Annotated in this window: 11 protein-coding genes and 1 pseudogene; 11 read left to right on the top strand and 1 reads right to left on the bottom strand. The window is 59.8% G+C overall.

Features of this window, described 5'->3' with window-relative positions:
* Positions 1 to 69: 69 nt before the first annotated feature.
* The gene (locus tag OEJ37_RS00890) at positions 70 to 1515 is read left to right on the top strand and encodes an APC family permease (RefSeq protein ID WP_263342863.1); all 1446 of its coding nucleotides are present in this window, start codon (positions 70 to 72) and stop codon (positions 1513 to 1515) included.
* A gap of 7 nt (positions 1516 to 1522) precedes the next feature.
* Positions 1523 to 2530, top strand: coding sequence for an ROK family protein (locus OEJ37_RS00885; RefSeq protein ID WP_263342862.1), 1008 nt, complete (start codon positions 1523 to 1525; stop codon positions 2528 to 2530).
* A gap of 10 nt (positions 2531 to 2540) precedes the next feature.
* On the opposite strand, the pseudogene OEJ37_RS00880 reads toward OEJ37_RS00885, so the two are convergent.
* A pseudogene (locus tag OEJ37_RS00880) lies at positions 2541 to 2894 on the bottom strand (IS5/IS1182 family transposase); the annotation flags it as partial.
* Positions 2895 to 3519: 625 nt separating this feature from the next.
* On the opposite strand from OEJ37_RS00880, the gene OEJ37_RS00875 reads away from it, so the two are divergent.
* From OEJ37_RS00875 to OEJ37_RS35000, 9 genes are all read left to right on the top strand, one after another.
* Positions 3520 to 4668, top strand: coding sequence for a porin (locus tag OEJ37_RS00875; protein WP_263342861.1), 1149 nt, complete (start codon positions 3520 to 3522; stop codon positions 4666 to 4668).
* Between the two features lie 355 nt (positions 4669 to 5023).
* Positions 5024 to 6280 (top strand): extracellular solute-binding protein, encoded by a 1257-nt coding sequence (locus OEJ37_RS00870; RefSeq protein ID WP_263342860.1) that lies wholly within the window; start codon positions 5024 to 5026, stop codon positions 6278 to 6280.
* A gap of 23 nt (positions 6281 to 6303) precedes the next feature.
* Positions 6304 to 7233 carry a carbohydrate ABC transporter permease gene (locus tag OEJ37_RS00865; RefSeq protein ID WP_263342859.1) on the top strand — a complete coding sequence of 310 codons (930 nt, stop codon included), beginning with the start codon at positions 6304 to 6306 and terminating at the stop codon, positions 7231 to 7233.
* Positions 7233 to 8099 carry a carbohydrate ABC transporter permease gene (locus OEJ37_RS00860; protein WP_263342858.1) on the top strand — a complete coding sequence of 289 codons (867 nt, stop codon included), beginning with the start codon at positions 7233 to 7235 and terminating at the stop codon, positions 8097 to 8099. Before OEJ37_RS00865 ends, OEJ37_RS00860 begins: the two co-directional genes overlap by 1 nt.
* Positions 8100 to 8126: 27 nt before the next feature.
* Entirely contained in the window at positions 8127 to 9077 is a 951-nt protein-coding gene (locus tag OEJ37_RS00855; protein WP_263342857.1) for an SIS domain-containing protein, read from the top strand.
* A 68-nt stretch (positions 9078 to 9145) separates the two neighbouring features.
* A complete protein-coding gene (locus OEJ37_RS00850) occupies positions 9146 to 10240 on the top strand; it encodes an ABC transporter ATP-binding protein (RefSeq protein ID WP_263342856.1) in 1095 nt (364 codons plus the stop codon).
* The gene (locus OEJ37_RS00845) at positions 10237 to 11514 is read left to right on the top strand and encodes a D-tagatose-bisphosphate aldolase, class II, non-catalytic subunit (RefSeq protein ID WP_263342855.1); all 1278 of its coding nucleotides are present in this window, start codon (positions 10237 to 10239) and stop codon (positions 11512 to 11514) included. Before OEJ37_RS00850 ends, OEJ37_RS00845 begins: the two co-directional genes overlap by 4 nt.
* Before the next feature lie 79 nt (positions 11515 to 11593).
* Positions 11594 to 12397 carry a DeoR/GlpR family DNA-binding transcription regulator gene (locus OEJ37_RS00840; RefSeq protein WP_213268090.1) on the top strand — a complete coding sequence of 268 codons (804 nt, stop codon included), beginning with the start codon at positions 11594 to 11596 and terminating at the stop codon, positions 12395 to 12397.
* Positions 12394 to 13338, top strand: coding sequence for a BadF/BadG/BcrA/BcrD ATPase family protein (locus tag OEJ37_RS35000; RefSeq protein WP_411859216.1), 945 nt, complete (start codon positions 12394 to 12396; stop codon positions 13336 to 13338). The genes OEJ37_RS00840 and OEJ37_RS35000 overlap by 4 nt, the downstream gene beginning before the upstream one ends.
* The last annotated feature ends 137 nt before the right edge of the window (positions 13339 to 13475 follow it).

Here is a 13475-nt window from a genome sequence, read left to right as displayed (position 1 = left end):
CAACGAGAAGCGGTGCCGACCGGAGCAGTTCCGAACGACGAGACGCGGCACAAGCCGCATGGAGACATGATGAGCGATTCGACCTGGCAAGAACCCGCCGGCACGCGCGCAGACCCCGCGCCGGCACCCGAAAGCGACGGCCCGCAGTTTCGACGGTCGGTCGGACTGTTCCCGGCGATCGCCGTCAACATGATCCAGATTTGCGGCGTGGGTCCGTTTCTGACCATTCCGACGATCGTCGCGGTGATGAATGGGCCGCTCGCCGTGATCGGCTGGATCCTCGGTGCGCTGCTCGCGATGAGCGATGGACTGGTATGGGCGGAACTCGGCGCAGCGATGCCCGGGGCAGGGGGTACGTACCTGTACGTGCGCGAGGCGTTCCAGTACCGCACCGGCAAACTGATGCCGTTCCTGTTCGTCTGGACCGCGATGCTGTCGATCCCGCTGATCATGAGTACTGGCGTCATCGGCTTTGTCCAGTACCTCGGATTTTTCCTGCCGAATCTCGCGCCTTGGCAGACGCATGCCATCAGTATCGCCGTAGTCGCGGTCGTGGTTCTGGCGCTGTATCGCCGTATCGAATCGATCCGTGCGCTGAGCGCGGTGCTATGGATCATCATGATCCTCGCCGTCGGCCTGACGACCGCTGCCGCCTATTCCGATTTCCACCTGGACCTCGCCATGTCGCTGCCGCCGGATGCGGGCGATATCGGCAAGTTCTTTACCGGCCTCGGCGCGGGCCTGATCATCGCCATCTATGACTATGCCGGCTATAACACCACCGCGTACATGGGCGACGAACTGAAGAACCCCGGCCGCGTGATGCCGCGTTCGATCATCGTCTCGATCATCGCCATGATGGTGTTCTATCTCGCGATGAACATCGGCGTCATCGGCACGGTGCCGTGGCAGGGCGTTGCGAAGTCGACCTCCGTAGCATCGCTCGTGGTGTCGCGCAATTGGGGGCATACGGCCGCAGCGTTCGTCACGGTCCTGATCCTGATCGCGGCGTTCGCGTCGGTGTTCGCCGGTTTGCTCGGAGGTTCGCGAGTGCCGTTCCATGCAGCGCGCGACGGCGTGTTTCTCTCCGCGTTCGGCCGGCTGCATCCGCAACACAACTTCCCCCATGTGGCGTTGCTGGTCATGGGCGTGGTGACGGCGGCCGGAACGTTCTTCGACCTGACCACGGTGATCAATATGCTGGTCGCCGTGGCGGTACTGCTCCAATCGGTCGCCCAGATTGCAGCATTGACCGTGCTGCGCAGGCGTCAGCCGGCGCTGCATCGCCCGTACCGGCAGTGGCTGTACCCGGTACCGAGTCTCGTCGCGCTGGTTGGGTGGCTGTATGTCTTCTACGCGACCGATCGCCTGTCGCAGATCATGTCGACGATCTGGGTCGCACTGGGCCTGATCGCTTTCTTGATCTGGGCGCGCGTCGCACGGCAATGGCCGTTCGGCCCGAAACATGTTCGCGAAGTCTTCCTCGAGCGACAAAAGTCCGCCGCCAGCCACTGAGCCTCCGATGAACGCATACGACCTCCCGGCAGACCGGTCTGTCAATACCAGCGACGACGGCTTCGCACTGGCTGTCGATTTCGGTGGCACAAAGATCGCAATGGCCACGACCACGCAGTCGGGACACCGTCTGCACGAGACCGAAATCCCGACCCTGGCGCAACAGGGTGCGGATGCGGTGATGCGGCGGATGTTCGAAGCCGCGTGGGGACTGATCTCCCGGACCGTCGTCACGCTCGGTGCGCCGCTTCGTGCGGTCACCGCCGTGACGCCCGGCATCATCGAGCGGGACGGCATCCGCCTTGCGCCGAACAACCCCGGGTGGGAGCGGCTCGTGCTCGCGGACCAGTTGCGCGAAGGCTTCGGGATTGAATGCGTGGGCGTCGAAACCGATGTCAAGGCGGCGGCCTTCGCCGAGGCGCGATGCGGCGCACTCGTCGGTATCGATTGCGGCTTGTATCTGAACCTGGGAACCGGACTGGCAGCCGCTGCGGTCATCGGCGGAAAGGTGCTGCGCGGGTCGCACGGTGCCGCCGGCGAGATCGGATATCAGTTGCGCGGAGTGCCGGGGGAAGCGCCATTTGCGGAAGGGGGCGCTCCGCTCGAAGATTTCGTTTCAGGTCGGGCGATCGGCGACCGGGCCAGCAGGATGCTCGGTCGCCCGGTTACGACGCGTGAAGTATTCGACCTGTGCTTGACGGATCCGCAGATGGCACACCTGCTCGACGACACGCTCGCGAGCCTGAGCGCACATGTGGCGAATATGGTGCTCCTTCTCGATCCATCACGGGTCGTTATCGGCGGCGGAATGTCACGGATACCGCGGGTCGCGGATGAAATCCGGACTTGCCTCGCGCGCGCCGTTCCCTACCCGCCCGAGGTGACGGTTTCGGCCTTCGGGCATGGCGCTGCGCTGCGAGGCGCGATCGCGCTCGCCGGGGATGTCTGGAACACCCGTCGTCCGTCATTGGCGCTTGCTCAACGCGAAGGCCGGTTTCAAGCGCTCCTTTATTAGAGTCCATTTCAAAAGGACTGCCGGTACGTCTGAAGATGTTTCCGGAAAACGTGCACGCAACCAAGTTTGAGGAGTGCTTCGTGAATGTCGGCGCGACGCGCAAAGCGCGTGCGAAGACGGCGAAAGTTGTAGCGCTATGCGTGAGTACGTTCGACCACCCAGCGGTATTCGCCGAGCCCGCTACCGTGCTCGGTGCCGTGCCTGGCGATCGCGGGCTCGATGCCGTGCTCGCGAAGCTGCTGACGATGGGGCTCGGGGGTGTAGCCGTGTTCTGCCTGATGATTTTGGGCTTGCGAAGCGGTCGACCGTGCACACCGTGAATGGGCGGGATCATGCCGACGAGCGGCAGCAACCGCCCCGAATCTGGCCTGGTCGAGAGGTCGTACAAGCGCATCCCGCTCTTGAACACGAACAGGATGCCGTTCAGTGCTGCCCGGTTTGAAACTGGGCAGCCCGGTATTGCAGACATATGGCCCTGTTTTTCGAGTTTGGACGACCGACTTCGCCGTGGAACTGAGCGCCTTTCCAGTATGAGGCGCAGGCACCGCTCGCTCGGCATCCATACGCCACTCCACAACACATCACAATTATGATTGCATTAGATTTTTTTGACTGATAGCGTGACGCATATTGATCTTTCCTGGTGACCAGTTCGAAAAGGTTGCCCCGCATCCTCGGGTTCGATTGTGAGACCCGCCCTCGACCAACTGGAGTACATCGATACCGATAATTTCGTTGAACTAAATTGTCTGCGGATAACGCGAATCCCTCGCTTCTGCTTTTTCGGGGGGCGGGTTGTAAGTCAACGCCGACGCACGATCGTGGCCGGTCGCCGCCGCGATCTCTCTGTTTCGCCCGAAGAGGGCCCGGCGCGTCGATGCCGAAGTATTCGGCAACAAGTTTGCAGTGACGCTTCAATCAAGGCAGTCGATTTCCCGGTGTCGCCACCGTGGACGTCAACGGGGTCAGTCAAACAGGAGGAGCAAAGCATGAAGAAGGCATATCTCACGGCGGAAGTCGCCTTGGCGGCATCGCTCGCGGCCGGTACGGCGCATGCGCAGAGTAGCGTGACGCTATACGGCGCAATGGACATGGGCGTGAACTTCACGTCGAACGCCCAGGGGAGTCACGCATTCGCGATGGTCAGTGGCAACACGCAGGAATCGATGTTCGGGATGAAGGGCACCGAGAATCTCGGCGGCGGCCTGAGCGCGCTGTTCACGTTGGAAAGCGGCTTTAACGGTAGTAACGGCCAGTCGAACGAAGGTGGCCGCCTGTTCGGCCGCAATGCATACGTAGGTCTGGCGTCGACGCAGGCGGGCACGCTGACGCTGGGTCGCCAGACCGACGCGACTGTCGACTTGTGGGCCCCGTTCACCGGAGCCGGCGGCGCGATCGGAGACTTCGCTGCGCATCCATTCGACAACGACAACGCCGACACCAGCTTTCGTCCGAACAACACGATCAAGTACGTGTCGCCCGTGTTCGCCGGCCTGCAGGGCGAAGCGACGTACAGTTTCAGCAACACGACGGGCTCCGCGAACAATCGCAGCTATAGCACCGCGCTGAGCTATACGATGGGCGCCTTCTCGGCTGCAGCCGCATACATGAAAACGAACAACGGTGGTGCGCAGGCCCCGAACCAGGGCGGCGCGCTGACCAGCGACGCCGTCTTCACCGCAACGTCGCAGCAGAACATCGGCGCAGGCGTCAAGTGGACGTTCGCGAACAACGCGAACGTCGCGTTCGCGTATTCGCACACCGACGTATACAACCCTGTCGCGAACGCATACGTGTCCAGCATCGGCACCGGCTGGAATTCGTGGAAGTTCAACAACTTCGAGGTAAACGGACAGTATTTCGTGCGTCCGGAATTTTTCCTGGCCGGTTCGGTTGCGTACACGAACGCTCATTTCAACGGGGCTGGCGGGGACTCCACGGCCAACTGGATTCAACTTGCCCTGATGGCGAGCTACAGCCTCAGCAAGCGCACGTCCGTCTACGTTCAGGGCGCGTGGCAGCACGCGAACTCGAACACCGGCACCGGTCTCGATCAGCCGGCCATCGTCGGTTCGAGCGGCCCGTCAACGAGCAAGAACCAACTGGTCGGCCGCGTCGCCCTCGTCCAGAAGTTCTGAGGGCGGGCACGCGTCGTCGTCGCGGCGGCCGGCACCCTGCCGCCGGCCGCAGCGGCGACGTCAGGGCGGGCCAGCACATCCCCAGGCCCGATTGTCACGGCGGCCACGGCGCGCAGGATGCTGAAAAAGTTGGCGACCCGTTGGCTCTCGTTGAAACCCTCTCATTGTGGAACTTGTCTCGCGCCGCTCGGACTTGAGTCTTGCGCAGCGAGGGCGGTCTCGTCGCCGACTCGGTGAATCAAATTAGGGTCGGCCATATGAATCATATTAAGTCATAATACTGATTGAATTTGATTTTTTTGGGGTGTATCTTTCCCTTCCATCACCCCCCACAACCAGTACAGGAGGCAGCAAGATGAAAAGAAAAATGCTTATGGCGGCCGTCGTGCTTTCCGCCGCTCTGCCGGCCGGCGCGCAAGCGGCAGTGCCACTGACGGGGGAGACGGTTACCGTTTTGCTACCGCCGTGGGCGACGTTGCCGAAAGGGATGACCGACCGTTTTACCGCGCAGACCGGTATCAAGCTGAGTCTGCAAACGCTGGGCTGGGACGAGATCAGAACGAAAATCATCACGGCATCGATCGCAGGCAGCCCGCCTGCCGATGTCACAGAAATCGACTGGTCGTGGGTGGGTCAATTCGGTTCGTCGGGTTGGTATGCCCCCTTGAATGCTTCTGTCGATGCGGCAACGGCCAAGGACTTGCCTGCAACCTCGATCTTTACCTATGACAAGAAACTGATCGGCGTTCCTTATAACAACGATTTTCGCCTTCTCATCTTCAATCGCGAGCAGTTGAGCGCGGCCGGTATCGCCCAGCCGCCGAAGACGCTGGCCGAATTGCTTGCCGACGCCAAGACCATCAAGGAAAAAGGGATAGCGAAGTTTCCGATTGCGCTTCCACTCTCGGCGACGGAAGGCACCGCGACGGCCTGGTACCTGCTCACCAAGGCCTTCGGCGGGGACCTCTTCGATAACGATCTGAAGCCCTCGTTCACGTCGCCCGACTCTGCCGGCTACAAGGCCCTGGCATGGGAAATTGGCGCGCTCAAGGCAGGGCTTATCGATCCCGCGTCGACCGGCCTGAAGGACGTCGAGGTTCAGGAGCTCTTCAAAAACGGGCAGGCGAGCTTTGACGTTGCGGGTTGGGCCGGAAATCTCTCCGTCTACACGGATCCGTCGAAGTCGAAGGTGGCGAAAGCAGCCGAAGGCGCGCTTATGCCGACGGTGTCCGGAAAGACACGAACGTTTGGGTTGCCGGAGGCTGTCGGCATTCCTGCAGCATCTGCGCACAAGAAATCGGCTGAAGTCTTCATTCGCTGGTTCGTCGCGCCCGAGAACCAGATGGAAAGCTACACGGCTCTTGGAAACCTGCCGACTCGTACCAGTGTACTGAAATCGCTCCAGGAAAGCGGCAAGCTCGCCAGCGGAAAGGCGCTTCTTGCCCAGGCCGCCGTCGTCGAACCGCTTTTCAAACAGGGAACGCCCGGATGGTATCCGCAGTTCAGCAGCGCGGTTTCCACCGCGATCAATCAAGCCGCGAAAGGGCAGCTCACTGTCGATGCCGCCATCAAGCAAATTGCTGCCCAGACGACTGAAGCCCAAAAGCAGTGAACTGATCGCTTAGGAAAAGAGCCATGACCTCCGAAGTCGTCACCTCCGAGACTGCTCCATTTCATGTTGACAAGCGTTCGACCTTCAACGGCGAACGCTGGTTGGGTTTAGCCTTCGCGGCGCCCATCGTCATCATCATGGGATTACTGGTCTTCGGTCCCGTTTTAGTCACTCTGTGGGACAGCTTGCACAGGGTCGACCCCATGCGGCCCGGAACGCCGTTCATCGGCCTCGCGAATTACTGGGCATTGATGAGCGACCCCCGTGTGCAGCAGGCCTGGGTAAATACGATGGAATATGTCGTATTTGCAGTCGTTCTGGAAACGGTAGGAGGTCTGGCTGCAGCTTTATTGCTGAACAGGATTACCTGGGGCCGACGTTGGCTGCTGGCCGCCGTGGTTCTGCCGTGGGCGTTGCCGCCGGTCGTCAACGCAATCGTGTGGGCGTGGATCTACAACCCGAGCTATGGCCTCCTCAACGGTGCCCTGCAATCCGCCGGACTGATCGGCTCGTATCACGTCTGGTTCAACGACCGCACTACAGCATTGCTGCTTGTGGCACTGGTCCACGTCTGGCGCATGCTGCCGCTGACAGCGGTCATCTTGCTGGCGGCATTGCAGAGCATCCCTGCGGAACTCTATCAGGCGGCTCGTCTCGATGGCGCAGGTCCGATTCGCATGTTTTCCAAAGTGACCTTGCCGCTGATTTCGGGTGGACTCGCTATCGCGCTGAGTCAATCAACGGTATTTGCATTCAATCTGTTCGACGAGGCATGGATCCTGAATGGGTCAAGCCTGGACACTCGCCCGGTTCTCGTTCAGGTCTACATGTCCGCTTTTCAGGACCTTCGCTTTTCGTACGGTATGGCGCTGTCGGTTCTCGTCATGTTTGCCTCCCTGTTGATCTCGCTTGTCTATGTTTTACGCGTCTATCGCGAAACGAGGTACGACTGATGCGCGGCTCATTTCTTTCCCGCTTCGGCTTGCTGATTTGCGCGGCTGCTTTGTTGATATGGTCGCTGGGGCCGGTGTACTGGGCGCTTGTCACAAGCTTTACGGCGCCGACGGACCTGGTATCGGCGCCGCCGCACTTCTTTCCGCCGCATGTGACGCTCGAGCACTATCGCGAACTTCTCGGCGCGACCAGTTCGTTTCAGGGAAGCGCGGTGCAATCGGTATGGCCGCAGTTCAGTCGGGCGCTTGTCAACAGCCTGATTACGTCCCTGCTGGCAACGGTCGTCACCGTCGCGCTTGCCGCGATCGGGGCATACGCGTTTGTTCGTCTCAAGTTCCCTGGCCGAAATGTCATTTTCGTCATGGTGGTCGCGTCTCTGGCTATTCCGGCCTATACGGTCATGATTCCGCTTTACCGGCTCATGGTGTCGTTGAAGCTTATCGATACCTACTTTGGCGTCACGATGATCTATGTATCGGCGTTCCTACCACTTGCGCTCTGGCTCATGCGAAGCGTGTACCAATCGCTGCCGTTGTCGTTGGAGGAGGCAGCGTGGATGGACGGCGCAGGTCGTACCTACACGCTGGTCAAGATCGTCCTTCCGCTGGCTGCGCCGGGATTGATAGCCAGTGCGATTCTCACGTTCCTGAGTGCCTGGGGGCAGTTCATGATTCCGCTGGTTTTTTCGCCGACCCTGGCGACTAAGCCCCTGACCGTCCTCATTCCGGAATTTGTCAGTCGCAACTATGTCGACTACGGGCTGATGAATGCGGCCGGCATGCTCGCCATCATTCCTCCGATCATCGTCGTGCTTTTTTTGAACCGCTTCCTTGTTCAGGGCCTCATGGCCGGATCAGGCAAGTAGCGCCTCTTTGCAAAAAGGAATTAATCAATGAATGTGACCGAACGCGTTATCCAGGAACAGTTTCAATTCTGGCCGGCGGCACTTGCCACGCCGTCTCTTGAACCGACCGATTGCAAGTTCGTGATCGTCGGCTGCGGCACTTCGTATCATCTCGCCCAATGTATTGCCGCCTCGCTCAGTCTTCGCGGGTCGAGTGCGATCGCCGTGCCCGGAGGGGAGTGGGCACGGCGCCGGCGCGCCTATGTTGCGAGCGATGCGAATGTTCACGTCATTGCGTTGTCGCGAAGTGGCGAGTCGACCGAGACGGTACAGGCGCTTGAAGTCAGCCGGGCCGCTGGTCTTAAGACGACCGCGATCACGTGCGAAGCCGACAGCAGCATTACCCGTCATGCGGACTCGGTTGTCTTTGCAGAGACCCATCCGAGCGAAGGCATCGTGATGACGTCATCGGCGAGCTTGATGTTGATAATGGGTTTGCGTCTGGCGGGCGTGACGCTCGAAGGTAGCGTCGTGAACGACGCCATGGCGACGATGGGAAAACTTGACAGGGCGCTTCCCGATGCGTTGGCGGAACGATCCCACTTTGTCTATCTGGGTGCGGGTCCGATGTATGGAATTGCAGGTGAAGGCAGCATCAAGGTACAAGAGATGAGTCTGAGCTATGCCAATACCTATCACACGATGGAGTACCGGCACGGGCCTGTCAGCCTGGTGGACGACAAAACGCTGGCCGTTCTGCTTTACAGCCCGGACACGCGTGACGAGGAAGCGAAGCTGGCGGCGGAGTTGATCGAGAAGGGGGCGATGGTCCTGGGTTTCGGCGGACCGGGAAGTGTAGAAATCGAACTCCCGGGGGTGGCCGAAAGCCGGGCAATCATGGTGCTTCCCGCCCTGCAGATTCTGGGTGAGCGAGTCGCCGAACTGCGCGGCCTCGACACAACCGCTCCGCGTCATTTGAACAAGGTCGTCACGCTATAACGCCTGACAAGGGTCGTGTGTCGGTGCGCGTCCAAGGCGTCATCGAAAATTTTTAAAGGAGGTGTCTCGTGGCCAATGTCGAGATCACCAATGTCAGAAAGAGCTATGGAAGCCAGTCGGTCATCGAAAGCGCTAACATTTCGATTCGGGACGGCGAATTTGTGGCGCTTGTCGGCGCATCCGGCAGCGGGAAATCGACGCTGTTGCGCATGATTGCCGGCCTGGAAAGCATCACGGATGGAAGGATCTTCATCGGTGAACGGCTGATCAACAATCTTCCGGCCAAAGATCGGGACATCGCCATGGTTTTTCAGAACTACGCGCTCTATCCTCATCTGAGCGTGGCGGAAAACATGGGGTTCAGCCTTCAGATTCGCGGAACGGCGAAGGACGAAATTAAAAAGGCAATCGGTGAAGCCGCTGAAATACTGGGGCTTACCCCTTATCTGCATCGGCTTCCCAAACAATTGTCGGGCGGCCAACGTCAGCGCGTGGCGATGGGGCGCGCGATCGTCCGCAAGCCCCAGGTGTTCCTGTTCGACGAGCCTCTATCGAACCTGGACGCGCAGCTACGGGTGCAAATGCGCCGGGAAGTCAAATCCCTCCAGCAGCGGCTCGGGACAACCTCGATCTATGTCACGCACGATCAGATCGAAGCGATGACGATGGCAGACCGGATCGTTCTGTTGAACCACGGTCATATTGAACAGGTGGGCGCTCCGCTCGACCTTTACGATCGCCCGGCGAATCTGTTTGTTGCGCGATTCATCGGCTCTCCCGCAATGAACCTGATGGAAGGATCGGTCGTGCACCAGCAGGGGCAAACGTATGTCGACATCGATGATGGAATCGTCATCGCGCTCGGAAAGGACGTGCCGGTTGAATCCGGGACGAAAGTCGTTTGCGGCATCAGACCCGAGCATTTCAATATCGCCGAAGGAAAAAGTGCTCTGAACATCGACGTTTCTACCATCGAGGCAACCGGGGCAGAGTCGCATCTGCACGGGGCAATCGGCCGGCACCCGGCCACCCTGATTCTTGGGGGGCGGAATCGTATCACGCATGGCGGCTCGATCCCGTTGACTGTCGCCGCCGAGGACATTCACCTTTTTGATCTGAAAACAGGTCGACGTTTCGATTTCGCACCGGGATGCAGAACATGAACAGTACTCTGGTGCAATCCATGACCGGGCGAGCTGGCAACGTCGGGCGCCTGGGTTTTTTCTCCGTCTGTACGGCTCATCCGGTCGTGATCGAGGCGGCGCTTCGGCACGCACTCGTTCACGACGTAGATGTTCTGATCGAGGCGACTTGCAATCAGGTAAACCAGGAGGGCGGTTATACGGGAATGACCCCCGCCGACTTCCGGCGGTTTGTCGCGCAAATCGCGGTAAGGGTCGGTTTCAATACGGAACGTCTGATCCTGGGCGGCGACCATTTGGGACCGACCCCGTGGAAGAAGCTTTCGTCCGATGATGCGATGACGCGCGCCGAGGCGATGATTGCCGCTTATGTGCACGCGGGATTCCGCAAGTTACACATCGACGCCAGCATGGGCTGTCACGGAGAGCCTGAGATGCTATCGGACGAGGTCGTTGCTCAGCGTGCAGTGCGGCTTGTTCGCTCCGCAGAATCCGCCGCTTCCCGGGAGGCCCCGCCGCTCTACGTGATTGGTACCGAGGTTCCGGTACCAGGCGGGGCGCTTGAGGTAATTGATCATCTTGAAGTAACGCGACCATCCGCTGCGCAGCGGACGATCGACGTCCATCGCGCAGCATTTGAACAAGCGGGGCTCTCCGCGGCTTTCGATCGGGTAATCGGCGTAGTCGTCCAGCCCGGCGTCGAATTTGGCCACCAGAACGTCATCGTGTATCGCCCGGAGCGAGCACGTGATCTTGGCGCGTTGCTTTCAACGGGACACGGGTACGTCTTCGAGGCGCATTCGACGGATTATCAGCCGGCCGGCGCATTGGCCGAACTGGTTCGAGATGGATTCGCCATCCTGAAGGTCGGTCCGGGTCTTACCTTTGCCTACCGCGAAGCGCTCTATGGGCTAGACGCGATTGCACAAGTGCTCGCCCCGGTGCCCGAAGCGGAAACTTTGGCGGCGTCGATGGAACGCCTCATGATAGCCAGGCCGGAACACTGGGAGAAGTACTATCACGGCACCGACGATGAAATTCGCGTCCAGCGGCACTTCAGTTACAGCGACCGTATCCGTTACTATTGGGCATTGCCGGAAGCGCAGGCGGCGGTGAACGCGTTGCTGGAACGTCTTGATGGCATGACGGTTCCCGAGACGCTGGTCAGCCAATACCTGAATGCGCTATATCCGGCTGTCCGGTCAGGTGCTATCCAGGCGACACCCACGGTTTTGCTGGAATATGCGGTCAGCCAGGTATTCGACACCTACCACAAAGCGGTGACTGGTCCCTAACGCGCGCCGGCATCGAATAGCGTGGTGAAGCCAGGGCTTGAAGCTTGCTATTGATGCTGTCTGTATATCGCGATGAGATATGAAAACGAACCGATTAGAGGCCATTAGGCATCATTTGTATTCAAACGGCGAAACCTCGATTCAGGCGCTTGCCGAGGGGGTCGGCGCATCCCTGGCGACTATCCGACGGGATCTTCAGATTCTTGAGGAGCAAGGCGTCATCGAACGTAGCCATGGGGGCGCCCGCATCTCGAAGGGAGTGGATACCGAGGTCGCATTCGAAGTCCGCGAAAATCAACATCTGCGCGAAAAAAGGGCAATCGCGGCGGCGGCATATGACCTCTTGACGCCGAACAGCGCAGTGTTCCTCGATGCCGGAACGACTGTCCTGCAACTGGCTCACCTGCTACGGGTCAATCCAATCCCGTTGACCGTCGTGACAAACGGTCTGGTCGTTGCGCACCGCTTGATGAATGTGCCGAAGGTGCGCGTCTCGCTCATAGGCGGACAACTGCGTAACGAGAATGCGTCGATGGTGGGTCCGGCGGCCGAGTTGGCGCTCGATCGACTGTGGCTGGACCAGTTGTTCCTGGGAGCCGGCGCAATTGGCGACGATCACAAAATCTACAGCATGGATTCCGCCGAAGCCAGCATCAACGAACATATGATCGAAAGAGCGGCGAGTACGATCGTTCTTGCCGACGCGAGCAAATTCAGTCGGCGTTCCACATTTCTGGTCGCAGAGCTGAATAGTCGAATGCGCGTGATTTCGGATTCGTCCTTGCCTGCGGAGGAACAGTCGAGGCTGAGGAAGGCGGGCATCAATTTAATCACCGTCGAGAGCACGGGAACAGATTCCGGCCATCGGGCGAGTGGTTCATGATGTCGGCCCCAGAGTTCGTGTTGGGGATTGATGCCGGGGGCACAAAGACGTTGCTGGCGATTGCCGACCGTTCAGGGGTAGTCCCGTTTGTTACCCAAGGGTCTACGCTTGATCCGAACGGCGGCCCTGTTTGGACCCGGGAAATCGCGCGTCTCGTCGATTCTGCTGCCCGCTATATGCCCCACGTATGCGCCGCGGTGGTGGGGCTCCCGTTCTTCGGAGAGGTGGAAACAATTTCTCGGGCACAACGCGACATGTGTGCCGGCCTGTTTCCCGTGAACCACGAGGTCGTCAACGATGTTCAGGTGGCCTTTGACGGGGCCTTTGCGGGCCGGGGCGGGGTTTTGCTTTTGGCTGGCACGGGCTCGATGGCGTGGGCCGGTGACGGCAGCGGTGCAGACATAAGGATTGGCGGTTGGGGGGACGCATTTGGCGACGAAGGAAGCGCGTATTGGATTGGTCGCGAGGCGCTGTCGGAAGCCACACGCGCATTGGATGGGCGTGGACTTGATGTCGATTTTGCGCACTTGCTACTGGATGGGCTGCGTCTTGCCGAAGCGGATCTGATTGGCTGGTCGTATGCCGAGGCGGCGCGGAGATCGCGGATTGCAAGCGTGGCAAAACTCGTCAGCGAGATTGCGCTGGTCAACGAGACAGCGCGCTTAATCCTGGAGCGTGCAGGTGATCAGCTTTACGAGCACGCGAAAGCGGGCTTCGAGCGAAGCGGTTTGCCGAAGTCTGCTGACTGGAGTTACGCCGGAGGCGTGTTCGCCAGTGAAGTTGTTCTGGGTCACCTGATTTCCCGGATTGGCCGGGTGCCTGCGCCACCATCATTGCCGCCAATCGGGGGCGCACTGTTGAGAGCTGCGCGTCTTTGCAAATGGGACGCGGATGCTGCATGGGTTGACAGTTTGGCGAACTCGCTTGCGAGCGCGTATTAGATTCCGCGTCCAGTTCCCCTACTCGTGCTGCGTCGATAAATCCGCATTGGATGCGAAACAGAACGGATATCGCCAGAGACAGTGCGCGATATAGACAGCGACATGCCAGCGCAGTGTGGTGGTTCATCCACGTGGCG

The organism is Burkholderia sp. BKH01 (genome assembly GCF_025685725.1).
Classification (GTDB): Bacteria; Pseudomonadota; Gammaproteobacteria; order Burkholderiales; family Burkholderiaceae; genus Burkholderia; species Burkholderia pyrrocinia_C.
Note: the sequence above shows the minus strand (reverse complement) of the source record. Positions and strands in the feature narration are given on the sequence as shown.